The following is a 21690-nucleotide window of genomic DNA, read 5'->3' as shown; positions in this document are numbered from 1 at the left end:
ACCTGCGACGCCATGCCGAGTGCCGACGACGTCCGCGGCGACGTCAAGCAGGCCATTCGCGTCACGACCGACCGATTGCTCGTGGCGCCGTCGAAGGAGGTCGGCGAGCGCAAGTCGCGCGCCGGGATCCTCATCCCGGCGACCGCCAACGTCAGCCGCCGCCTCGGCTGGGCCGAGGTCGTGCAGGTGGGGCCGACGGTCCGCAACGTCGAACCCGGCGACCTCGTGCTGTTCGCGCCCGACGCCGGCTTCGAGGTCGAGATCCGCGGCGAGGAGTACCTCATCCTGCGCGAGCGCGACGTCCACGCGGTCGCGTCCGAACGTACCGAAGGCCAGACGGGCCTCTACCTGTGACGGACCGACGGGAGGGCGAGTGATCGATCCGGCCAAGGCGTTCCGTCTCGACGGCAAGACCGCGCTCGTGACCGGCGGTACCCGGGGAATCGGTCGCGCGATCGCGGAGGCCTACGCGGCGGCGGGCGCGTCCGTGTGCGTGCTCGCGCGCAAGCAGGACGAGCTCGACGAGACCGAGCAGGCCCTGCGCGCGATCGGCGCCGACGTGGCGGTGTACGCGGGGTCGGCCGGCGATCCGGAGGCGATCGAGGCTGCCGTCGCGCTGTGCAGGGACCGGCTCGGCCGTCTCGACGTCCTGGTGAACAACGCCGCCGCGAACCCGACGTTCGGCCCGCTCATCAAGATCGAACCGCGCGCGATCTCGAAGGTCCTCGAGGTTAACGTCGTCGGCCCGCTGCTCCTGAGCCAGCACGCATGGCGCGCGTGGATGCACGACAACGGCGGCACCATCGTCAACATCACGTCGACGGGCGGCCTGCACGCCGCGCCCGGTCTCGGCATGTACAACGTGTCGAAGGCCGCGATCGCGCACATGACGAAGCAGCTCGCGCTGGAGCTCGGCCCGAAGGTGCGCGTCAACGCGATCGCCCCCGGACTCGTGAAGACGGACTTCGCCCGGGTGCTCTACGAGTCCGCCGAGGAGCAGATCGCGTCCGCGTACCCGACGCGCCGGCTCGGCGTGCCCGACGACATCGCGGGTGCCGCACTGTTCCTCGCGTCCGACGCTTCGAGCTGGATGACGGGCGAGGTCGTCCTCGTCGACGGCGGCTCGCTCCTCGTGTGACCACCGCGGTGCGCGACGCGCTGCGACGTGCGCTCGACACCGCGCTGAAGGACCGCGACCGCACCGCGATGCGCGCGTTGCGGACGGCGCTCGCGACGTTGGACAACGCGGAGGCGGCCGACCCGTCCGCGGCGCCCGCCGTCGAGTCGGGTGCCGTCGCCGGTGGCGTCGCCGGTCTCGGCGCCGGCGAGGTGAGCCGTCGCGAGCTCACCGATGACGCGTGCCGCGACCTGCTCCTCGCCGAGCTCGCGCGGTGGCGCGCGCTCGCCGACGACTTCGACCGCGCGGGACGCCCTGCGGAAGCGGCCGAGCAGCGCGCGCAGGCCGACGTGATCGCGACGGCGATCGGGACCGCGACCGAGTTGACCTAGAGCTCTCCGCTCAGGTGCGGCTCTCCGCGCGTGCGTCTAGCGTCGTTGCTGATGCGTGTGGGCATCTCGTTGTGGCCGTAGGGGCCGACATGGCGGCAGCTGTGCGCAGCGGCGGTCGAGGTCGACACGCTCGGCTTGGATTCGTTGTGGCTGTACGACCATTTCGTGTCCCTCGGCGCGGACGAGACGCTGCCGGTGTTCGATGGTTGGACCGGGTTGGCTGCTCTGAGCGCGTTGACGTCGAGGGCGCGCCTCGGTGTGCTCGTCACCGGCGTGACATACCGGAATCCTGCAATTCTCGCGAAGATGACCGCGACGCTGGATCACATCTCGGGCGGGCGCGCCGTCCTGGGGCTCGGCGCGGGCTGGCACGAACGCGAGCATCGCGCCTACGGAATCGAGTTCCCGTCGGCGGGCGAGCGGATCTCGATGCTCGACGAAGCCTGCACGGTGATTCGATCATTGTTCGAGAACGACGTCACCGATTTTCACGGCGCTCATTACGTCCTGCGCGACGCCGTCCTCGTCCCGAAGCCGCTCCAGCGTCATCTGCCGTTACTGATCGGCGGGGGCGGCGAGCGCAAAACCCTTCGGGTCGTCGCGCGTCACGCAGATCTGTGGAACGCGTTCGGGACGCCGGAAGTCGTCGTGGGCAAGCGAGCCGCGCTTGACGGGCACTGCGTCGCAGTGGGGCGCGACCCCGCGAACATCGGGGTGACCGTCAATGTCGGAGTCATCGTGCGAGACCGCCCAGGACTGGTGGAGGACCGCCTCAACGAGATCGGTGAGATCGCAAACTTCCCGGACTACGCCGCCTCGAATCGGCCGTGGGGACCACCCGACGTCGTCGCGACGCGCCTCGCCGAGTACGCCAACGCAGGTGCCTCCGAGATCATCGCCGTCATGCCGGCACCCTACGATCACCAAACGATCGAACGCCTTGCGACAGAGATCGCGCCGCGCCTCCGCCAGCTCACCCCGTCAAAGCACCCAACGCCATGACTGCCGTTCCGCGCCCGGCCCGCCACAGGTCGGCCCGCCATGACGTGCGTCCACGATGCGCCGGTACAGGACAGGGCGAACGTTGCCTGACGCGGCATTAGTCGCGCAGCCAGCGCATCCCGTCGCGGTGGCGCTGCGCGAGCTCCGCGTACGCGGCCGGGTTCGTCTGCACCCACAGCTCGGCGGGCGAGCCGACGACGGGTCGCTTGATCTGCGCGGGTGCACCCGCCGCGAGCATGTTCGGCGGGACGACGAAGTTCGCGGACACGAGGGAGCCGGCGGCGACGAGCGCGCGATCGCCGACGCGTGCACCGTCGAGGACGACCGCGCCGTTGGCGACGAGACACTCCTCGCCGAGGACCGCGCCGTGCACGACGCAGTTGTGCGCCACCGTCGAGCCCGGCCCGACCTCGGTGTGAAGGCCGGGCGGTCCGTGCAGGACCGCGCCGTCTTGGACGTTCGCGCCGCGCCGCACGATCACCGGCGAGTAGTCGGCCCGCAGCACCGCGCCGTACCAGACCGACGCGCCCTCCTCGACCACGACGTCGCCGACGAGCGTCGCCGTGGGCGCGACGAACGCCCCCGGGTGCACCTGGGGCTCGAGACCCTCGAACGAGAACTGCGGCACTCGTGATCCCCCTGACCGGCTAGCGCGCGCGCTTCCCGCGCGTCGGACCGAGCGCGACCGGCGTCTGCGCGGGATGACGGGCCGGCGCGGGATCGAGCACGCGCGCGCGCCGGTCGAGGTACGCGGCGAGCTGCTCGTACAGCTCGTCGCCGATCATCCGCCGGAGCTCGGGCTCCTGAGTGCGGTACACGGCGTCCGTCGCCGTGAACGCCTCGGGTGCCTCGGTGCACCACCACGCGAAGTCGTCACCGCCCGGGCCCCACCCGTCGCGCGCGTACTCGGTGAGAACGGACGTGACGGTGCCGTCGTCCTCCTCACGGTCGATGCGCCGGAGTGGCAGCTGCCAGCAGACCTCGGGCTTCCAGTCCGCGAAGTGCTCACCGGCGCGCATTGCGTGGAGATGGAACGCGCAGCCGGGACCCGCGGGGAAGCCGACGCGGTTCAGGAAGATGCACGCGTCCTCCACGAGGCGCGTCCGCCAGCTGCTCGGCCCGAGCGTCGCGACGACCCCGCGCCGGCGGCCGGTGTCGTGGAACTGCCACTCGTCGGGCGACAGCTTCTTGGCGAGCCGCACCGTGCGGTCGCGGTCCTTCTTGTCGGAGAAGTGGGCACCGTACGAGCAGCAGCCGAGGACGAGCTCGGGGGTCGGCTCCGTCAGCACGCCCTGGCAGCCGCAGCCGAACAGGCACCGCCATCGCGACAGCATGAACGTCACGTCCACCTGCCAGCGCCGGCCCTCCTCGTTGGGGTCGTCGAACGTCACCCACTCGCGCACCGGTGCGGCGGGCGGTGCCGGCTTCCTGCCGTTCGCGCGCCCGTTGGCGCGCGCGTCTCGCGTCGTCATCGCTTCCTTCCGACACTCTCGGTCGTCGCGGTCTCGCTCGCGGCGAGCTCGTCCCACAGCTCGCCGGCGGCGAGGACACCGCGCCACAACTGGTCCAGCACGATCCGCTCGTTCGGACCGTGGATCCCGTCGTCGGGCAGCCCGACGCCGAGGAACACGACGGGCGCGTCGAGCACGCGCCCGAGCGCCTCCTCCGGCCCTGATCCGCCTTCGCGCGTGTACAGCGGCGCGCGTCCCCACACTCGCTCGATCGCGGCCGCGGCGGCGGTCACCGCGGGGTGGTCGACGGGCGTGAGCGCGGGAGCGACCGCGCCCTGGCGGGTGCACCGCACGTCGACGCCGTCGGGAACGCGCGCGCGCACCCACGCCTCGCACGCGTCGAGGATGCGGTCCGGCTGCTGGTCGGCGACGAGCCGGCACGTCAGCAGGAACTGCGCGACCGCGGGAACGATCGTCCGCGCGCCCGAGGGCGACCACCCGCTCTGCAGCGCGACGACCTCCGCGGTCGGGCGCGCCCAGATGCGCTCGAGCGTCGACATGCCCGCCTCGCCCACGAGCCGTGTGGTGCCGGCGTCGCGGAGGAACGCGCGCTCGTCGAACGGCACCGCGGCGAGCATCGCACGCTCCCGCGCGGTCAGCGGGCGCACGTCGTCGTAGAAGCCGGGGATCGTCACCCGCTGCTCGTCGTCGTGGAGTGCCGCGATCAGCTCCGCGGCGACGTGCGCGGCGTTGAGCACGGCACCGCCGTAGCTGCCCGAGTGCAGGTCGGTCGCGGCCGTGCGCAACTCGACGGCGAGCTGCACGAGCCCGCGCATGCCGGTGCACATGGACGGCACGTCGGGCGCGAGCATCCCCGTGTCGGAGACGACGACCGCGTCACACGCGAGCCTCTCGCGCTCGCGCGCGAGGAGCGCGTCGAAGTGCACGCTGCCGATCTCCTCCTCGCCCTCGACGAGCAGCTTGACGTTGACGGGCAGCGAGCCGTCGCCGATCTCGAACATCCCGCGCAGCGCCTCAAGGTGGTACAGCACCTGACCCTTGTCGTCGACCGCGCCGCGCGCGAAGAGCTGGCCGTCGCGCACGGTGGGCTCGAACGGGGGCGACACCCACTCCTCCAGCGGCTCGACGGGTTGCACGTCGTGATGGCCGTAGACGACGACCGTCGGCGCGCCCGGCGCATGCAACCAGTCGCCGTACACCGACGGGTGACCGTCGGTCTCCAGCAACGCGACGTGCTCCAGCCCGGTGCTCGTCATGCGGTCCGCGCACCACTCGGCGGACGCGCGGACGTCGCGGGCCCGCGACGGGTCGACGGAGATCGACGGGATGCGGAGCCACGCGTCGAGCGCGCGGAGCACCGCGTCCCGCTCGCGCGCGAGGAACTGCTCGAGGCGGAGGGCCACCGGAGCGAGCATAGGCTTGCGCACCGTGAGCGGCGTGCAACCTCTGGTCGCGGATCTCCAGGCCGCGCTGGGTCCCGACCGCGCCCGCGCGGAGCCCCTCGAGCTCGCGCTCTACGGCCGTGACGCGGGCGTCGCGCGTGGCAGCGCGGCCGCGGTGTGCTTCCCGTCCGACGGCGACGGTGTGGCGGCCGCGGTGCGCGTCGCGCGCCGTCACGGGCGCGCGTTCGTGGCGCGAGGGAGCGGGACGGGGCTCGCCGGTGGCGCCACGCCGGTGGACGACCCGCTCGTCATCGTCACGACCCGCATGAACCGCGTGCTCGAGGTGGACGCCGAGGAACGGGTGGCGTGGGTGGAGCCCGGCGTGCTGAACCTCGACCTCAGCCGGGCCGTGCGCGAGCTCGGGCTGCACTACGCGCCCGACCCCTCGTCGCAACAGGCGTGCTCGATCGGCGGGAACGTCGCGACGAACGCCGGTGGACCGCACTGCCTCGCGTCCGGGGTCACGAGCACGCACGTGCTCGCGCTCGACGTCGTGCTCCCCGACGGCGAGCTCACGCGCCTCGGCGGTCTCGAGCCCGACCAACCCGGCTACGACCTGCGCGGCTGCTTCGTCGGCAGTGAGGGGACGATGGGGATCGCGGTCCGCATCGCCGTGCGCCTGAGCCCGAACCCGCCCGCGGTACGCACGCTGCTGCTCGACTTCACGTCCGTGGACGACGCCGCCGCGACCGTCAGCGGGATCATCGCGGCGGGGATCGTCCCGGCCGCGCTCGAGATGATGGACGCCGAGATCACCCGCGCCGTCGAGGACTACGTCGGTGCCGGCTACCCGCGCGACGCCGCGGCCGTCCTCCTCGTCGAGCTCGACGGCCTCCCCGACGGCGTCGCCGCGCAGGTCGACGCGGTGCGCGACGTCGGGACGCAGCACGGTGCCCGGCACGTCCGGGTCGCGGCGGACGAGCACGAGCGCGCGCTCCTGTGGAAGGGACGGAAGTCGGCGTTCGGGGCGATCGCCCGCATTGCGCCCGACTACTACCTGCACGACGCCGTGGTGCCGCGCACGCGTCTCGTCGACGTGCTGGAGCGCGTGTACACGATCGCGGCCGAGCAGCGCCTGACGATGATGAACGTCTTCCACGCCGGTGACGGGAACCTGCATCCGCTGATCGTGTTCGACGCGCGCGAGCCCGGCATCTGGGAGCGCGTCCACGCGGCCGGCGACGCCATCCTGCGCGTGTGCGTCGACGCCGGAGGTGTGCTGTCCGGAGAGCACGGCATCGGCTTGGAGAAGCGCGACGCGATGCCGATGATCTTCACCCCCGACGACCTCGACGCGCAGGCCCGGCTCCGCGACGCGTTCGATCCCGACGGTGCCGCGAACCCGGAGAAGGTCCTCCCCGCGGGTTCGCGCTGCGGCGACGTCGCGCGCATACCGGAGGGCGCATGGATCTGACGGATACCGGAGGGCGCATGGATATGACGCGTGCCGGCGGGTGCATGGATCTGACCGAGCTGCGCGCGACCGTGCGTGACGCGGACGCGGTCGTCGCCGTCGGTGGCCGCACGCAGTGGGAGGTCGGCGGCGCGGTCGCGGCCGACGCGGTCGAGGTGCGTGCGCCCGCGGGCGTCATCCGCTACGAGCCCGCCGACCTGACGATCACGGTCGGCGCGGGGACGCGCGTCGCCGACCTCGACGCCGTCCTCGCCGAGCACGGGCAGGAGTGCCCGCTCGACCCGCGCGACGCGGACGCGACGGTCGGCGGCGTGCTGAGCGCGGGGTTGTCGGGATTGCGGCGACTGCGTCACGGCCCGGTGCGCGACCGCGTGCTCGAGGTGCGCGTCGTCACCGCCGACGGCCGTGTCGTGAAGGGCGGAGGCCCGACCGTGAAGAACGTGAGCGGGTACGACCTGCCCCGCCTGCTGGTCGGGTCACTGGGGACGATCGGCGTGCTCGCCCAGGTCACCTTGCGGGCCCAGCCCCGCCCGGCGACGAGCACGTGGGCGACGACCCGCGACTCCCCGTCCGACGTGCGCGCCCGGCTGTTCCGGCCGTCGTGCATCGCCTGGGACGGATCACGGACCTGCGTGCTGCTCGAGGGCCATCCGGCCGACGTCGACGCTCAGCTGCGGGCCGCGGGACTCACGCCGGTCGACAAGCAACCGGCCCTCCCGGACGGTCCCCATCGGGGGCGGATCTCGATCCCGCCCGGCGGGGTCGCCGCGCTCGGGCCCGAGCTCGACGTGGCCGGGGTCCGCTGGCTGGCCGAGGTCGGGGTCGGGACGGTTCACGTGGCCGCCGAGGACGAGGCCGCGCTCGCCGCGGCCCGTCGTTGCGCGGCCGGCGCGGGCGGCTGGCTGCTGCGCGAGGCGGGCGCACCGGGCCTCGACCCGTTCGGCCTCCCGTTCCCGAACGGCGCGCTGCTGACCCGGATCAAGCGGGCGTTCGACCCGACCGGGAAGCTCGGACCAGGGCGTCTGCCCATCGCCGGGCCGTACTCTCGACCTCCACTGGAGGTCGAGAGATCGTGACTCTCGGCCTCGATGCGGACGAGCTCGCGGCGTGTGTGGCGTGCGGGCTGTGCCTCCCGCACTGCCCGACGTACCGGGTGACGGGCCTCGAGACCGCGTCGCCGCGCGGCCGGATCGCCGCGATGCGGGCCGTCGAGTGGGAGGGCGCGGCGGTCGACGCGTCGTTCGAGCGGTACATGGAGGAGTGCGTGCAGTGCCGGGGCTGCGAGGCCGCGTGCCCGTCCTCGGTGCCGTTCGGCCGGCTCATGGAGGGAGCGCGGGAGGTGCTTCAGCACGAGCGGCGGACCAGCCGCCCGTGGCACCGCCGCGCGGCCGAGTGGCTCGGGTACGAGCTGCTGCTCCCGCGTCACGGCCTGCTGATCGCGTTCACCTGGGTGCTCCTCGTCGCGCAGCGGTCGCATCTCGTGCCCCGGCGGTTCGCGCTCCCGCGCCTGCGCGCCCGGTCGCTCGCGACCCCGTTGCAGCCGTCCGCCGCCTCGGCGCACGACGCCGACGTGTGCCTGTTCCCGGGCTGCGTCATGGACGCGTGGCAGCGCGATGTCCACCGAGCCGCGCAACGCGTGATGGAGGCCACCGGCGCCCGTGTCGCGCTGCCCGCGCGCGGCGCGGACTGTTGCGGTGCGCTCCACGCGCATGCCGGTCGTGTCGACGAGGCACGCGCGCTGGCTCGACGGGTCATCGCGTCGATGCCCGGCGACGCGCCGGTCGTCGTCGACAGCGCCGGGTGCGGCGCCGCGATGAAGGACTACGGCCGCCTCCTCGGCACCGACGACGCGCGCGCGTTCTCGGCACGCGTGCGCGACTTCGGCGAGTGGGCCTCCGAGCATGACCTCCCGGTCCACGCGACGGGCCGCCCGCTCGTCGTGCAGGAGCCGTGCCACCTCCGCCACGTGCAGCACGCCGCCGAGCCGACGCACGCTGTTCTCGCACGCGCGTACGACGTCACGACGACCGACGACGACGGCCTGTGCTGCGGCGCGGGCGGCGCGTACACCGTCATGCAGCCGGCACTGTCGCGGGAGATCCGCGACCGGAAAGCCGACGCGTTGCGGCGCGCGGCGCGCGGCCGCAGCGCCCCGCTCGTCGTCGCCTCGGCCAACCCGGGCTGCATCCTCCAGTTGCGGTCCGCGGGCCTCGACGTGCGCCATCCCGCCGAGCTGCTCGCGGACGCGCTCGACCCCGACCGGCAAGGAGCACGGTGAGATGGACGGACGTCTCGAAGAGCTCGCCGAACGCCTCCGCTCCATCGAGGAGGAGCTGCGCGACCTCGCCTACGACCGGCTGCGCGAGGCGGCGAACGGCGACGACGCGGCGAAGGCGGACGAGCGCCGCCTCGGCCAGGCGCGGCGTGCCGTCGAGCGCGCGATCAACGCGCTCGCACCCCGCGGCGACACGTTCGACGAGTGACGCCGGGCGCGCCGGGGCCGGCTACTCGATCGTGTTCAACGTGTCGATCAGCTCGCGCAGGCGCGCCCAGTCGTGGCGGTCGAACCGGAACGCGATGCGCTCGAGGTCCACGTGGTCGTCGTCGGCACGCTCCGCGGGCGTCGTCTCGATCCGCTCGATCTCGCCGCGCACGACGATGTCGGCGAACTCCTCGTTGAGGCGGGCGAGCATCTCGTCGTCCGGGGCGCGCAGCATGCGCATCACCAGCCGGCCCTCGACGAAGCGCAGCGACTGGTAGTTCGCGTAGAAGCGCGTCATCTCCTCGATCGCGACCTCGACGTCGTCCGTGATCTTCAGCAGGCTCATGTCCCGTTTGGAGATGTAGCCGCGCGCCTCGAGCTCCTCCTCGACGAACCCGCGCCACCCCTGCCAGTACGTCCCGCCGGGGACGTCGAGCAGGATCACCGGCGCGGGTTGCGCCTTGCCCGTCTGGAGCAGCGTCAACAGCTCGAACGCCTCGTCGAGCGTGCCGAACCCGCCGGGCAGCAGCGCGAACGCGTCCGACTCCTTCACGAACGTGAGCTTGCGGGTGAAGAAGTAGCGGAAGTTGACGAGCTTCGGGTCGTCGACGATGAACTGGCTCGTCGTCGCCTCGAACGGCAGGCGGATGCCGACGCCGAACGAGTTGTCGGGCCCGGCACCCTCGATCCCCGCCGTCATGATCCCGGGACCGGCGCCCGTGATGATCATCCAGTCGTTCGCGGCGAGCGCGGTCGCCAGCCGGCGGGTCTGGTCGTACAGCGGGTCGTCCGGCAACGTCCGCGCCGAGCCGAAGATCGCGACCTTGCGCGCCGAGCGGTACGGCGAGAAGACGTGGAACGCGTAGCGCATCTCCTTGAGCGCGGCGTTCGCGATCTTCAGGTCGCCCCGGTCGGCGCCGTCACGGGCGAGGCGCAGCGCGGAGACGATGAGCTCGTAGATCAGGTCGTCGTCACGCGTCGCACCCGAGCGCGCGACGAGGTGCGCGACCGCGTGGTCGAGATCGGGATCACCGGTTCGGTACCTCGGCGTGCGCGCCATGGCGCATCAGGGTACCGGTCAGGCGAGGCCGTTCCGTGCGGCGAGCTGCGCGAGCGACGTCGCCGGACGCGGCCCGAGATGCGCGATCACCTCGGACGCCGCGAGCGAGCCGAGCCGGCCGCACGTCACGAGGTCCCGGCCGTGCGTGAGCCCGTAGAGGAACCCGGCGGCGTACTGGTCGCCGGCTCCGGTCGTGTCGACGAGCTGCTCGACAGGCACCGACGGGACCTCCTGCACGCCCTCGCCGGTCACGATCACCGATCCTCGGGCGCTGCGCGTCAGTGCCGCGATCTCGGTGTGTGCGCGCACGCGCGCGACGGCGTCGTCGAACGCATCCGTCTCGTACAGCGAGAGGATCTCCTCCTCGTTCGCGAAGAGGAGGTCGACACCGTGCTCGACCAGCTCGGCGAACTCGGCGCGGTGGCGGTTGACGCAGAACGGGTCGGACAGGGTCAGCGCGACCTGCCGTCCGGCGCGGTGCGCGGTCTCGGCGGCGGCGCGGAACGCGGCCTTCGCGGCGGGCTGGTCGAACAGGTAGCCCTCGAGGTACGTCACGGCCGCGCGCGTCAGCAGGTCGGCGTCGACGTCGGCGGGCGTGAGATCGCTCGCGACCCCGAGATACGTGCACATCGTGCGCTCGGCGTCGGGCGTCACCATGATGTGACAGCGGCCCGTCGCGCGACCGTCCGTGGCTGGCGGCGTCGCGTACCAGACGCCGAGCGCGCCGAGGTCGTGCGCGAACACCTTCCCGAACTCGTCGTCCGCGACCTTGCCGACGAAGCCGACCGCCGCGCCGAACGACGCCAGGCCCGCGATCGTGTTCGCCGTCGATCCGCCGGAGAGCTCGGTGGTCGTGCCCTGCGCGGCGTAGATGCGCTCGACGTCGCCGTGCTGGACCATCGTCATGACGCCCTTGGCGAGCCCGAGGCGCGCGATGACGGCGTCGGTCTCGTGGCTGAGCACGTCGACCAGCGCGTTGCCGACGCCGACGACGTCGAGCCGTTCGGGGAGCTCGGCTCGCTCGGTCACGTCGTCACGCCGGCCGGGCGCGGCCGCAGCTCGACGGGGACGGGCGCGGCGTCGTCGACCGGACGCAGGCGCCGACCGACCGTCGTGACCCGCCCGTACAGAGTGGTCCGCTGCTCGAGACGCCGGCCGAGCGGCTCCACGATCTCGCGCAGCTCGGTGTCGTCGAGCTCCTGACCGTGGCTCGCGCCCGCCGCGCGCGAGATGTTCTCGTCCATCAACGTGCCGCCCATGTCGTTGCACCCGGCGAGGAGCGCCTGGCGCGCGCCGCGCACCCCCATCTTCACCCACGACACCTGCACGTTGTCGATCCACCCCCGGTACGCGATGCGGCCGACCGCGTGGATGAGCAACGCCTCGCGGAACGTCGGCCCGGGACGCGCCTTGTGCTGCAGGAACAGCGGCGTCGCCATGTGCACGAACGGCAACGGCACGAACTCGGTGAACCCGCCCGTCTCCTTCTGCAGCGCACGTGTGCGCACGAGGTGACGGGCGACGTGGACGGGTCGCTCGACGTGGCCGAACATGATCGTCACGTTGGATCGCAGCCCGACCTCGTGCGCGGTGCGGTGCGCGTCGAGCCACTCGTCGGTCGTCACCTTGTCGGGACAGATGACGGCTCGTACCTCGTCGTCCAGGATCTCGGCCGCGGTGCCGGGCAGGGTCGAGAGCCCGGCGTCCTTGGCGAGCACGAGGTAGTCGCGCAGCGGCATGCCGAGACGGCGCGCGCCCTCGGTCACCTCGAGCGCGGTGAAGCCGTGCACGTGGATCTGCGGCGCGACCTCCTTCACGGCGCGCGCGACGGCGAGGTAGTAGTCGCCGTCGAAGTCGGGGTGGATGCCGCCCTGCAGGCACACCTCCGTCGCGCCGCACTCGACGGCCTCGACGACGCGCCGCTGGATCTCCTCGAGGTCGAGCAGGTACGGGGTCCCGCGCAGGTTGAGGGAGAGCGGGCCCTTCGAGAAGGCGCAGAACCGGCACTTGAACGTGCAGACGTTCGTGTAATTGATGTTGCGGTTGCGGACGAACGTCACCGCGTCGCCCACGGTCTCGCGACGCAGCTCGTCGGCGACCGCGCACACCGCCCGCACGTCGCTGCCGCGCGCGCCGAGCAACGTGACGATCTCGTCGACACCGACCTCCTCGCCGCGCGTCACGCCGTCGAGGACCTCGGCGACCGGTGTCGCGGCGCGCCCGTGCGAGCCGAGCAGCGACGGCGGCGGCACGTCACCTCCCGACACCCACGCGCTGTCGCGTGCGAGACCTTCGGCGTCGGACCGCACGAGCACCGCGAACCGCACGTCGGGATGCAGCCACGTCTCCGCGTCGGCCACGTACTCGGGGTAGACGGTGAGCCGCGGCGCGAGCCGCTTGCCGGCGGCTTCGGTCGCGTCGCGCAGCACGTCGAGCGCGGGCCACGGACGTTCGGGGTTCACGTGGTCGGGCGTGACGGGCGAGATTCCGCCCCAGTCGTCGATGCCCGCCGCGACCAGGGCCGCGAGCTCGTCGGGCGCGGACAGGTTCGGCGGCGCCTGCAGGTGCGCGTGCGCGCCGAGCACGAGGCGCGCGACCGCGATCGTCCAGAGGAGCTCGTCGCGGTCGCATGCCGGTGCGCGGTGCATCGCGGTCCCCGGCTTGGGCAGGAAGTTCTGGACGATCACCTCCTGCACGTGACCGTGGCGCTCGTGTGCGTCTGCGATCGCCCGCAACGCGTCGAGCCGCTCCTCCCGTGTCTCGCCGATCCCGACCAGGATCCCGGTCGTGAACGGGATGCGCGCGGCGCCCGCGGCGTCGAGGGTCGCGAGCCGCCGTTCCGGCGTCTTGTCGGGGGCGGCGTGGTGGGGACCACCCGGCTCGCCGAGGCGCGCGGCGAGCGTCTCGATCATCATCCCCTGTGACGGGCTGACGACCCGGAGGCGTTCGAGCTCGTCGCGTGCGAGCGCGCCGGCGTTCGCGTGGGGGAGCAGACCGGTCTCGTCGAGGACCGCCTTCGCCGCGGCGACGAGGTAGTCGACCGTCGACGTGTAGCCGTGGCGCGCGAGCCAGTCGCGCGCCACCGGGTAGCGCGCCTCGGGTGCTTCACCCAGCGTGAACAGCACCTCGTGACAGCCCTGCGCCGCGCCGTCGCGCGCGATCGCGAGCACGTTGTCGAGCTCGAGGTACGGCGACTCGATGCGCGCCGGTGCCTTCGCGAACGTGCAGTAGCCGCAGCGGTCGCGACAGAGCATCGTCAGGGGGACGAACACCTTCGGTGAGAACGTCATGCGCGCGCCGTGCCCGGCGTCGCGGAGCCGCGCCGCCTCGCGCATCAGGTCCTCGAGCGGCGCGTGCAGCAGCTCCTGGACGTCCGAGTCAGCGAGCATGCAGGCGAGACTACGCGCCGCACGAGCCCTCCCGGTTGCTCGCGGGGCTCTGGCTAGAGTCGGCGCTCGCGCCACAGGCGAGCGAGCGAAGTCGAGCGAGCGGGCGGAGTGAGCGAAGCGGTGAGGCGAAGCCGAAGTAGCGGAGCGGAAGCGAAGCCATAGGTATGGACGTCACCGCGCTGGCCGAGGAGCTGGCACGCGAGCTGGGGGAGCGGGCGGCCGAGGTGGACCGCGAAGGACGCTTCCCGACCGAGAACGTCGAGCTGCTCAAGGAGCGCGGCTACCTGACGTTGCCCGTCCCCGCGGAGCTCGGCGGGATCGGCGCCGATCTCGAGACCGTGTGCAACGCGCAGCGGATCCTCGCGGGCGGCTGCGCGTCGACCGCGCTCGCGGTGAACATGCACCTGTTCGGGCTCGGCGCCGCGGCCGAGTCCCTCGCGGAGGGCGCACCCGAAGCGGAGATGGTCCTGCGCCTCGCGGGCCAGGGAGTCGTGGTCGGCGGCAGCTTCACCGACGCCGCGACGGGTCTGAACGTGCGCGCGTCCTCCACTCCGGCGGAGCGCGTCGACGGCGGCTACCGCATCAAGGGGCGCAAGGCGTTCTGCTCGCTCGCCCCCGTCCTCGACGTGTTCTACGGGACGGCCGGGCTCACCGACGGCTCCGGGCTGCTGCTGTTCGCGATCGGGCGGGAGGCACCCGGCCTGTCGTTCGTCGACACCTGGGACACGATGTCGATGCGGGGCACCGGCTCGTGGGACGTCATCTTCGACGACGTGTTCGTGCCCGAGGTGATGGGCCAGGTCGGCGCGCCGTGGTCAATGTGGGACCGGCGCAGCGAGGCGATGCTGTCGTGGTTCGCGTGCACGCTGTCGGCCGTCTACCTCGGTCTCGCCGAGGCCGCCGCGCGCTTCACGTTCGGCTACGTCGCGAACCGCAAGCTCGCGGGCATGGAGCACCCGCTCGGCCGGCAGCCGGGCATGATCTTCGGCGCCGGTGAGGTCGAGACACAGCTGCGCGCGGCGCGCTCGTTGCTGTTCGAGACGATCCGGCGCCGGCGCGGCGAGGTGCTGCCACCGGCCGACGTCGTCGCGGTCAAGTACTTCGTGACGAACGCGGCCGTCGCGGCCGTCGACCGGTGCTTCCGCATGGTGGGCGGATCCGGCGTCTACCGCCGCCTGCCCATCGAGCGGATGTTCCGCGACGTGCAGGCCGGACCGCTGCACCCGCCCCCCAACGACCTCGCGCTCGAGGGCCTCGGTCGCGACGCGCTCGGCATCGAGCCCGAGTCGCTCCCGCGCTGGGGCGACTGACCGAGGCGTTCATGCGTCGTTCGACGTCGTAGAGCAACGCTCAGCGACGCATGGACGCTGGGGTCGGCTCAGCGGCCGAGCGCGGCGTCGTCGCCGAGCCAGATGACGCGCTCCGCGCGGATCCGTGCGCCGGGCAGGTCCTCGCCCGCGCGGATCCGCGCGATCGCCTCGCGCTTCTCGTGCCCGTCGACGGTGACGACGACGAGCCGCGCGCGCTCGATCGCGGGGAACGTGAACGTCAGACGAGGGTGCGGGTGCAGGTTGTCGCCGTTCGTGACGACGAAGCGGTCGCGCACATCGACGGCCCGCGTCCCGGGGAAGAGCGACGCCGTGTGCCCGTCGGGCCCGAGGCCGAGGTGCACGAGATCGATCGCAGGTGACGTTCGGATCAGGTCGTCGTATGCGTCCGCGGCGGCGTCGATCGTGTCGCCGGCGTGCCGGAGCGAGAACACCTCGCGCGGCTCGACGGTGTCGACGAACGCGAAGCGGGCCATGCCCTCGTTGGAGTCGGGATCGCTGACCGGCACCCAGCGCTCGTCGCCGAAGTACACGTCGACCGACCCCCACTGGACGTCGGCGACCGCGAGCAGCTCGTAGCAACGGCGGGCGAGGTCGCCGCCGGACAGCGCGATCGACCGGGGCGCCTCCTCGGCGACGAGCGCCGCGAACGACTGCGGCACGTGCTCGACGACGCGCACCTCGCCGGGCAGGCCACTCTCCTTCACGGGACGCGCCAGGTGTCGTCGCCGGCGAGGAGACCGTCGGCCTCGCGGGGACCCCACGTACCGGCCGGGTAGAACGCGATCGGCAGCGCGTCATCCCGGAACGCGTCGATCAGCGGCTGGACGACGCGCCACGCCTGCTCGACCTCGTCCTCACGGATGAACAGCGTCGGGTCCCCGAGCAGCGCGTCGAACAGCACGCGCTCGTACGCCTCGGGCGCGACCTCCGCGAACGACCGTCGGTACGAGAAGTCGAGCTTCTGCGTGCGCACCCGGAACGGCGATCCCGGCACCTTGGCCGCGAACGACAGCTCGATCCCCTCGTCGGGCTGGATGCGCAGGATGATCTCGTTCGGGTGGACCGAGTCCACCGCCGTCTTCGGCAGCGGCAGGAACGGCACGTTCTGGTACCGCAACGCGACCTCGGTGACGCGACGGGCCAGACGCTTGCCCGTACGCACGTAGAACGGCACGCCGGCCCACCGCCAGTTGTCGATCTCGAGCTGGAGCGCGAGGTACGTCTCGACCTTGCTCTCGCGCCCGACGCCTTCCTCCTCGCGGTACCCGGGGACCGCCTCGCCGTCGACGACGCCCGCGCTGTACTGCGCGCGCACGACGCGATCACGCAGGCCGACGCCGTCGAACGGCCGGATCGCGCGCAGGACCTTGACCTTCTCGTCGCGGATCGGATCGGCGTGGAACGACGCCGGCGGCTCCATCGCGGTCAGCGCGAGGACCTGGAGGACGTGGTTCTGGACGATGTCGCGGAGCGCGCCGGCCTGCTCGTAGAACGTCCCACGGTGCTCGACGCCGAGCTGCTCCGCGACCGTGATCTGCACGTGGTCGACGTAGCGGCGGTTCCACAGCGGCTCGAAGATCGCGTTCGTGAACCGCAACGCGAGGATGTTCTGGACGGTCTCCTTCGCGAGGTAGTGGTCGATCCGGTAGATCTGGTGCTCCGCGAAGACCTCGTGGAGCTGCGTGTTGAGGTCGAGCGCGGACTGCAGGTCGTGCCCGAACGGCTTTTCGACGATGATGCGCGAGAACGCGCCGGACGGCTCGTCGGCGAGGCCGACGGCGCCGAGCCCACGGGCGACCTTCACGAACAGCTGCGGCACCGTCGCGAGGTAGAAGAGCCGGTTCGCCGCGATGCCGTGACGCTCGTCGACCTGGTGCAGGACGTCCGCGAGGCGCGTGAACGTCGACGGGTCGTCGAAAGACCCTGCGACGTAGCGGTAGACGATGTCGAGGTTCTCGAACGCCTGCTGCTCCGACGGGTCCTTTCCCGCGGCGACGACCGCCTTGCGCACCTCGTCGCGGTAGTCGTCGTCGTCCATCTCGGTGCGCGCGTTGCCGATGACCGCGAAGCGCCGCGGGAGCTGGTGCCGTGACGCGAGCGAGGCGAGCGCGGGATACAGCTTGCGGTGCGCGAGATCGCCCGTCGCACCGAACACGACGAGCGCCGCGGAGTACGCGACGCTCCCACCGTCGGCGACCGTCATCGCACGCGATGATACGGGTCGCCCGAACGAGCAGCGTTCATAGTTGGGCTCCGCCGTGGATCGCACGACCGTCGACGTCTACGAGCAACGTGCCGCGGAGTGGCACGCCCGCCGGCCGCCGCGCCTCGCCGACCGGGCCCGCGCGTTCGCGCGGCGAGTGGCGCGCGGCGAGCTGCGTGCCGACCTCGGATGCGGACCGGGCTCGTACACCGCGCTCGTCGGCGAACCGGCTGTCGCGCTCGACGCGGCGCGCGCGATGCTCGACCTCGTCCCCGAGCAGGCGCCGCGCGCGTTGCGCGTCCAGGCGGATCTCGAGGCGCTCCCGTTCCGGCGCGGCACGCTGCACGGTGGTTGGGCACGTGCGAGCTACCTGCACGTGCCCCGGCAACGCTTGCCCGTCGCGCTCGCGCACCTGCACCACGCGATGGTCGTCGGCGCTCCGCTCGAGATGACGATGCACCGCGGCGACGACGAGTTCGCGACGCTCGAGCGCGACGACTTCCCGGGCCGGTCGTTCGCGGGGTGGGATCCCGACGCGCTCCGGGACGTCGTCGTCGGGGCGGGGTTCGCGGTGGACGACCTGTCGGCCGACCCGGAGTGGATCACCGTCCGCGCCCGGCGGGCGCGCACGCTTCCCGACATCGTCGGCCCCGGGATGCGCGTCCTCGTCTGCGGCTTGAACCCCAGCCTCTACGCGGCCGACGCGGGGATCGGCTTCGCGCGTCCGGGCAACCGGTTCTGGCCCGCGGCGACCGCAGCCGGGCTCGTGACGCGTCCGCGAGAGCCGTTCGCGATGCTCACGGTCGACCACGTCGGCATGACGGACCTCGTGAAGCGCGCGACCGTCGGCGCGGCGGAGCTGCGCGCCGACGAGTACCGCGACGGGCTCGCCCGCGTGACCCGTCTCGTGCGGCGGCAGCGTCCGCGGGTCGTGTGCCTCGTCGGCCTCGCGGGTTGGCGCGCCGCGGTCGACCGCACCGCGGTCGCGGGCGTGCAGGCGGCGACGCTCGACGGCACGCCGGTCTACGTCATGCCCAACACGAGCGGCCTCAACGCGCACGCGCAGATCCCTGACCTCGCGCAGCACCTCCGCAACGCCGCGGCCCTCGCCGACCCCTGACACCCCGTTGGTACACAAGTCGCGGTCATAGGCGCGACTTGTGTACCAACGCGCCGACGGTGGTGACGCGCTACGCGCTGCGCAGCTCCTTGCGGCGCTTGTCGAGGGTGGCGAGGCAGTCCAGGTAGGAGCGTTCGAACGCGTCGACGCCCTCGCGCTCGATCGTCGCGGTGAGGTCGTCGTAGTCGACGCCCGCGTCGGCGAGGTCGCGCATCACCTGCTCCGCGCCTTCGACGTCCTGCTCGACCGTGTCGGGCTTCGGGTTGCCGTGGTCGCGCAGCGCGTCGATCGACGCCTGCGCGAGCGTGTTCACGGTGTCGCGGCCGACGAGCTCGTCGACGTACAGCGTGTCGGAGTACGCCGGGTTCTTCGTCGACGTCGACGCCCACAGCGGACGCTGGAGCCGTGCGCCCTTCGCGGCGAGCGCGTCCCAGCGCTCGCCCGAGAACCGCTCGCGGAACAGCTTGTACGCGAGCTTCGCGTTCGCGACCGCGACCTTGCCGCGCAGCGGGCTGCCCTCGGGCAACCTGCGGTCCGCCTCGGTGTCGACGCGGCTGACGAAGAACGACGCGACCGACGCGATCCGCGCGAGCTCGCCGCCCGACTCGGCCAGCTTCTCGAGGCCACGGAAGTACGCGTCGATCACCTCCGAGTAGCGGTCGAGCGAGAAGATCAGCGTGATGTTCACGCTGTGACCGGCCGCGATCACCGCCTCGATCGCCGGGATCCCTTCCTTCGTGGCCGGGATCTTCACCATCACGTTCGGGCGGTGCAGCCGCGAGTGCAGCCACAGGGCCTGGTCGACGGTCGGCTGCACCTCGTGGGCCCGGTCGGGCGCAACCTCGACCGAGACGAACCCGTCGCCGCCGTTCGCGTCGTCGTAGACGGGCCGCAGCGTGTCGGCGGCGTTCGCGATGTCGTCGGTGACGAGGTCCCAGTAGATCGCGTCGATCGCGGCGCCCTGGCGGTCGAGGTCGGCGAGCTGCTCGTCGTAGCCCTCGCCACCCGCCATCGCCTTCTCGAAGATCGTCGGGTTGGACGTCATCCCGCGGATGCCGTCCTCCTCGATCATCCGGGCGAGCCCGCCCGACGTGACGAGCTGGCGGGTCAGGTTGTCGTACCAGGGGCTCTGTCCGTAGTCGTTGAGACGCGCGATCGCGTTGGGCGTCGTGCGCTTCTTCGCAGCGCTCATCGTGCACCTTCCTGCGCGGCGAGCAGCTCGAGGGCGCGCGCCGCGACGTTCTCGGGGGTGAAGCCGAGCTCGGTGAGGACGACCTTGCCGGGCGCGGACGCACCGAACCGGTCGATGCTCACCGACGCGTCGGCATACCGCTCCCAGCCCAGTGACGTACCCGCCTCGACCGCGAGCCGCGGGACGTGGCGGGGGAGCACCGCGCGCTGCGCGTCCTCGGGCAGCGCGGCGAACAGCTCCCAACAGGGCATGGACACGACTCGCACGGACAGCCCGCGCGCGACGAGCAGCTCGCGCGCGCCGACGCACACCGAGACCTCGGACCCGGTCCCGATGAGGACGAGGTCGAGACGACCCGGGTCCTCGTCGACGAGCGTGTACGCGCCACGCGCGACGCCGACGGGCGCGCGCTCGGCCGTCCCCTCGAGCACGGGGACGGCCTGGCGGGTCAGGATCATCGCGGTCGGCCCGTCGCCGTCGATGTGGATCCGCCATGCCTGCGCGACCTCGTTGGCGTCGGCGGGACGGATGACGCGCAGCTTCGGGATCGTGCGCAGCGACATCACGTGCTCGACGGGCTGGTGCGTCGGCCCGTCCTCGCCGAGACCGACGGAGTCGTGCGTGAACACGAACGCGACCTTCGCGTCGGACAGCGCGGCGAGACGGACCGCCGGTCGCTCGTAGTCACTGAACACGAGGAACGTGCCCCCCGCGGGGAGCGTGCCGCCCGTGAGCGCCATGCCGTTCATGACGCTGCCCATCCCGTGCTCGCGCACGCCGAAGTGGAGCTGGCGCCCCGCGTACTGCCCGGGCTCGATCGCTTCGACGTTCTTCAGCTCGGTCCCGGTGTTCTCGGTCAGGTCCGCACCACCCGCGATCAGGCCGGGCACGACGTCGAGCACCGAGTTGAGGACGGTGCCGGACGCGGCGCGCGTCGCGATCGAGTCGCCGGGCGTGAACGCGGGCAGCTTCGTCTCCCACCCGCTGCGGGCGCGGCGGTGGAGGCACAGCTCGAAGTCGTCGGCGCGTTCCGGCTCGCGCTGGCGCAGCACGCCGACACGGCGCTCCCACGCCTCGCGGTGCGGACGTCCGCGCACGCCCGCCTCCCGGTAGAGCGCGAGGACGTCGTCGGGCACCCAGAACCGCTCGTCGGCGGGCATGCCGAGGATCTCCTTGACCGTCCGCACCTCGTCCTCGCCGAGCGGGCTCCCGTGCGCGTGCGCGGTGTCCTGCCACTTCGGCGACGGGTACCCGATGTGGCTGCGCAGCACCAGCAGCGTCGGCCGTTCGGTCTCGGCGACGCCTTCCCGGAGACCGCGCTCGAGCGCGTCGAGATCGTTCGCGGCCTCGCCGAGCTGGATCACGCGCCAGCCGTACGCCTCGAAGCGCTTCGGGACGTCGTCGGTGTACGCGAGCTCGGTCGGACCGTCGATCGAGATGTGGTTGTCGTCGTAGACGTAGACGAGACGGCTCAGCGCGAGGTGGCCGGCGAGCGACGCGGCCTCGTGGCTGACGCCTTCCTCGAGGTCGCCGTCGCCGCAGAACGCGAACACGTGGTGGTCGCACACGTCGCTGCCGAAGCGCGCGCGCAGGTGCGCCTCCGCGATCGCGATGCCGACGCCGTTCGCGAAGCCCTGACCGAGCGGACCGGTCGTCACCTCGATGCCGGGCAGCTCGTGGTGCTCGGGGTGACCGGGCGTGCGCGAGCCCCACTGGCGGAACCGCTTCAGGTCGTCGAGCTCCAGCCCGTACCCGGTGAGATAGAGCATGGCGTAGAGCAGCATCGACGCGTGCCCGTTCGACAGGACGAAGCGGTCGCGGTCGGGCCAGTCGGGTGCCGAGGCGTCGTAGCGCATCACGCGGGTCCAGAGCACGTGCGCGAGCGGCGCGAGCGCCATCGGCGTACCCGGGTGGCCCGAGTTGGCCTGCTGGACGGCGTCCATGGCGAGCCCGCGGATGACGTTGATCGCCCGGCTCTCGAGGTCCGTTGCGAGATCTGTTGACGCCACGATCGCGGCCCCTTGCTCGTCGTCCGGCTGTTCTCCGTCCCGCCCGGCGAGCCTAGAAGGGGTAC

20 protein-coding genes are annotated in these 21690 nt (G+C 72.4%); 10 read left to right on the top strand and 10 right to left on the bottom strand.

Going from position 1 to position 21690, the window contains the following annotated elements; genetic code table 11:
- The first annotated feature begins 12 nt into the window (after positions 1–12).
- From VFC33_09265 to VFC33_09250, 4 genes are all read left to right on the top strand, one after another.
- Positions 13–354, top strand: a complete 342-nt coding sequence (locus tag VFC33_09265; GenBank protein HZR13428.1) for a co-chaperone GroES — start codon at positions 13–15, stop codon at positions 352–354.
- 19 nt (positions 355–373) lie between these two features.
- Positions 374–1138 carry an SDR family oxidoreductase gene (locus VFC33_09260; GenBank protein HZR13427.1) on the top strand — a complete coding sequence of 255 codons (765 nt, stop codon included), beginning with the start codon at positions 374–376 and terminating at the stop codon, positions 1136–1138.
- Positions 1135–1509, top strand: coding sequence for a hypothetical protein (locus tag VFC33_09255; GenBank protein ID HZR13426.1), 375 nt, complete (start codon positions 1135–1137; stop codon positions 1507–1509). The genes VFC33_09260 and VFC33_09255 overlap by 4 nt, the downstream gene beginning before the upstream one ends.
- A gap of 99 nt (positions 1510–1608) precedes the next feature.
- Positions 1609–2511 (top strand): TIGR03560 family F420-dependent LLM class oxidoreductase, encoded by a 903-nt coding sequence (locus tag VFC33_09250; GenBank protein HZR13425.1) that lies wholly within the window; start codon positions 1609–1611, stop codon positions 2509–2511.
- Positions 2512–2608: 97 nt separating this feature from the next.
- Here the strand turns inward: VFC33_09250 and VFC33_09245 are convergent, their stop codons facing one another.
- The 3 genes from VFC33_09245 to VFC33_09235 are packed head-to-tail and all read right to left on the bottom strand — an operon-like array spanning position 2609 to position 5386.
- A complete protein-coding gene (locus VFC33_09245) occupies positions 2609–3139 on the bottom strand; it encodes a gamma carbonic anhydrase family protein (protein ID HZR13424.1) in 531 nt (176 codons plus the stop codon).
- Between the two features lie 19 nt (positions 3140–3158).
- Positions 3159–3983 (bottom strand): hypothetical protein, encoded by an 825-nt coding sequence (locus VFC33_09240; GenBank protein ID HZR13423.1) that lies wholly within the window; start codon positions 3981–3983, stop codon positions 3159–3161.
- Positions 3980–5386 carry a dipeptidase gene (locus VFC33_09235; GenBank protein HZR13422.1) on the bottom strand — a complete coding sequence of 469 codons (1407 nt, stop codon included), beginning with the start codon at positions 5384–5386 and terminating at the stop codon, positions 3980–3982. The genes VFC33_09240 and VFC33_09235 overlap by 4 nt, the downstream gene beginning before the upstream one ends.
- A gap of 25 nt (positions 5387–5411) precedes the next feature.
- On the opposite strand from VFC33_09235, the gene VFC33_09230 reads away from it, so the two are divergent.
- Genes VFC33_09230 through VFC33_09215 form a run of 4 tightly spaced genes read left to right on the top strand, consistent with a single transcriptional unit; the run spans position 5412 to position 9322 of the window.
- Positions 5412–6839, top strand: a complete 1428-nt coding sequence (locus VFC33_09230) for an FAD-linked oxidase C-terminal domain-containing protein (GenBank protein HZR13421.1) — start codon at positions 5412–5414, stop codon at positions 6837–6839.
- Between the two features lie 17 nt (positions 6840–6856).
- Positions 6857–7915: an FAD-binding protein gene (locus tag VFC33_09225; protein ID HZR13420.1), complete on the top strand. Its 1059-nt coding sequence runs from the start codon at positions 6857–6859 to the stop codon at positions 7913–7915.
- On the top strand, positions 7912–9117 hold the full coding sequence (locus tag VFC33_09220; GenBank protein HZR13419.1) for a heterodisulfide reductase-related iron-sulfur binding cluster: 1206 nt from the start codon (positions 7912–7914) through the stop codon (positions 9115–9117). The genes VFC33_09225 and VFC33_09220 overlap by 4 nt, the downstream gene beginning before the upstream one ends.
- Position 9118: 1 nt before the next feature.
- Positions 9119–9322, top strand: a complete 204-nt coding sequence (locus tag VFC33_09215) for a hypothetical protein (protein HZR13418.1) — start codon at positions 9119–9121, stop codon at positions 9320–9322.
- 21 nt (positions 9323–9343) lie between these two features.
- Here VFC33_09215 and VFC33_09210 read toward each other — a convergent pair whose 3' ends face one another.
- Genes VFC33_09210 through cofH form a run of 3 tightly spaced genes read right to left on the bottom strand, consistent with a single transcriptional unit; the run spans position 9344 to position 13770 of the window.
- Complete coding sequence (locus tag VFC33_09210) at positions 9344–10381, bottom strand: LOG family protein (GenBank protein HZR13417.1); 1038 nt, start codon at positions 10379–10381, stop codon at positions 9344–9346.
- An 18-nt stretch (positions 10382–10399) separates the two neighbouring features.
- Positions 10400–11410 carry an adenosine kinase gene (locus VFC33_09205; protein ID HZR13416.1) on the bottom strand — a complete coding sequence of 337 codons (1011 nt, stop codon included), beginning with the start codon at positions 11408–11410 and terminating at the stop codon, positions 10400–10402.
- A complete protein-coding gene (cofH, locus tag VFC33_09200; protein HZR13415.1) occupies positions 11407–13770 on the bottom strand; it encodes a 5-amino-6-(D-ribitylamino)uracil--L-tyrosine 4-hydroxyphenyl transferase CofH in 2364 nt (787 codons plus the stop codon). Before cofH ends, VFC33_09205 begins: the two co-directional genes overlap by 4 nt.
- Positions 13771–13934: 164 nt before the next feature.
- Between cofH and VFC33_09195 the strand changes: the two genes are divergently transcribed.
- A complete protein-coding gene (locus VFC33_09195; protein ID HZR13414.1) occupies positions 13935–15080 on the top strand; it encodes an acyl-CoA dehydrogenase family protein in 1146 nt (381 codons plus the stop codon).
- A 68-nt stretch (positions 15081–15148) separates the two neighbouring features.
- On the opposite strand, the gene pgl is transcribed toward VFC33_09195, so the two are convergent.
- Complete coding sequence (pgl, locus tag VFC33_09190; protein HZR13413.1) at positions 15149–15805, bottom strand: 6-phosphogluconolactonase; 657 nt, start codon at positions 15803–15805, stop codon at positions 15149–15151.
- Positions 15802–17304 (bottom strand): glucose-6-phosphate dehydrogenase, encoded by a 1503-nt coding sequence (zwf, locus tag VFC33_09185; protein ID HZR13412.1) that lies wholly within the window; start codon positions 17302–17304, stop codon positions 15802–15804. The genes pgl and zwf overlap by 4 nt, the downstream gene beginning before the upstream one ends.
- A 55-nt stretch (positions 17305–17359) precedes the next feature.
- Between zwf and VFC33_09180 the strand changes: the two genes are divergently transcribed.
- Positions 17360–18424: a uracil-DNA glycosylase family protein gene (locus VFC33_09180; protein HZR13411.1), complete on the top strand. Its 1065-nt coding sequence runs from the start codon at positions 17360–17362 to the stop codon at positions 18422–18424.
- 70 nt (positions 18425–18494) lie between these two features.
- Here the strand turns inward: VFC33_09180 and tal are convergent, their stop codons facing one another.
- Both tal and tkt read right to left on the bottom strand, forming a co-directional pair.
- Positions 18495–19616 (bottom strand): transaldolase, encoded by a 1122-nt coding sequence (tal, locus tag VFC33_09175; GenBank protein ID HZR13410.1) that lies wholly within the window; start codon positions 19614–19616, stop codon positions 18495–18497.
- Positions 19613–21625 carry a transketolase gene (gene tkt / locus VFC33_09170; GenBank protein ID HZR13409.1) on the bottom strand — a complete coding sequence of 671 codons (2013 nt, stop codon included), beginning with the start codon at positions 21623–21625 and terminating at the stop codon, positions 19613–19615. Before tkt ends, tal begins: the two co-directional genes overlap by 4 nt.
- Between the last annotated feature and the right edge of the window lie 65 nt (positions 21626–21690).

It is taken from the genome of Acidimicrobiia bacterium (genome assembly GCA_035651955.1).
Classification (GTDB): domain Bacteria; phylum Actinomycetota; class Acidimicrobiia; order IMCC26256; family JAMXLJ01; genus JAMXLJ01.
This window is presented reverse-complemented; position numbering and strand designations above follow the sequence as displayed.

Bases quoted from the DNA above. Each gene is read 5' to 3' on its own strand.
- VFC33_09195 (HZR13414.1), top strand. From the start codon at position 13,935: ATGGACGTCACCGCGCTGGCCGAGGAGCTGGCACGCGAGCTGGGGGAG.
- VFC33_09240 (HZR13423.1), bottom strand. From the start codon at position 3,983: ATGACGACGCGAGACGCGCGCGCCAACGGGCGCGCGAACGGCAGGAAG.
- VFC33_09265 (HZR13428.1), top strand. From the start codon at position 13: ATGCCGAGTGCCGACGACGTCCGCGGCGACGTCAAGCAGGCCATTCGC.
- cofH (HZR13415.1), bottom strand. From the start codon at position 13,770: ATGCTCGCTGACTCGGACGTCCAGGAGCTGCTGCACGCGCCGCTCGAG.
- VFC33_09210 (HZR13417.1), bottom strand. From the start codon at position 10,381: ATGGCGCGCACGCCGAGGTACCGAACCGGTGATCCCGATCTCGACCAC.
- VFC33_09215 (HZR13418.1), top strand. From the start codon at position 9,119: ATGGACGGACGTCTCGAAGAGCTCGCCGAACGCCTCCGCTCCATCGAG.
- zwf (HZR13412.1), bottom strand. From the start codon at position 17,304: ATGACGGTCGCCGACGGTGGGAGCGTCGCGTACTCCGCGGCGCTCGTC.
- VFC33_09225 (HZR13420.1), top strand. From the start codon at position 6,857: ATGGATATGACGCGTGCCGGCGGGTGCATGGATCTGACCGAGCTGCGC.
- tal (HZR13410.1), bottom strand. From the start codon at position 19,616: ATGAGCGCTGCGAAGAAGCGCACGACGCCCAACGCGATCGCGCGTCTC.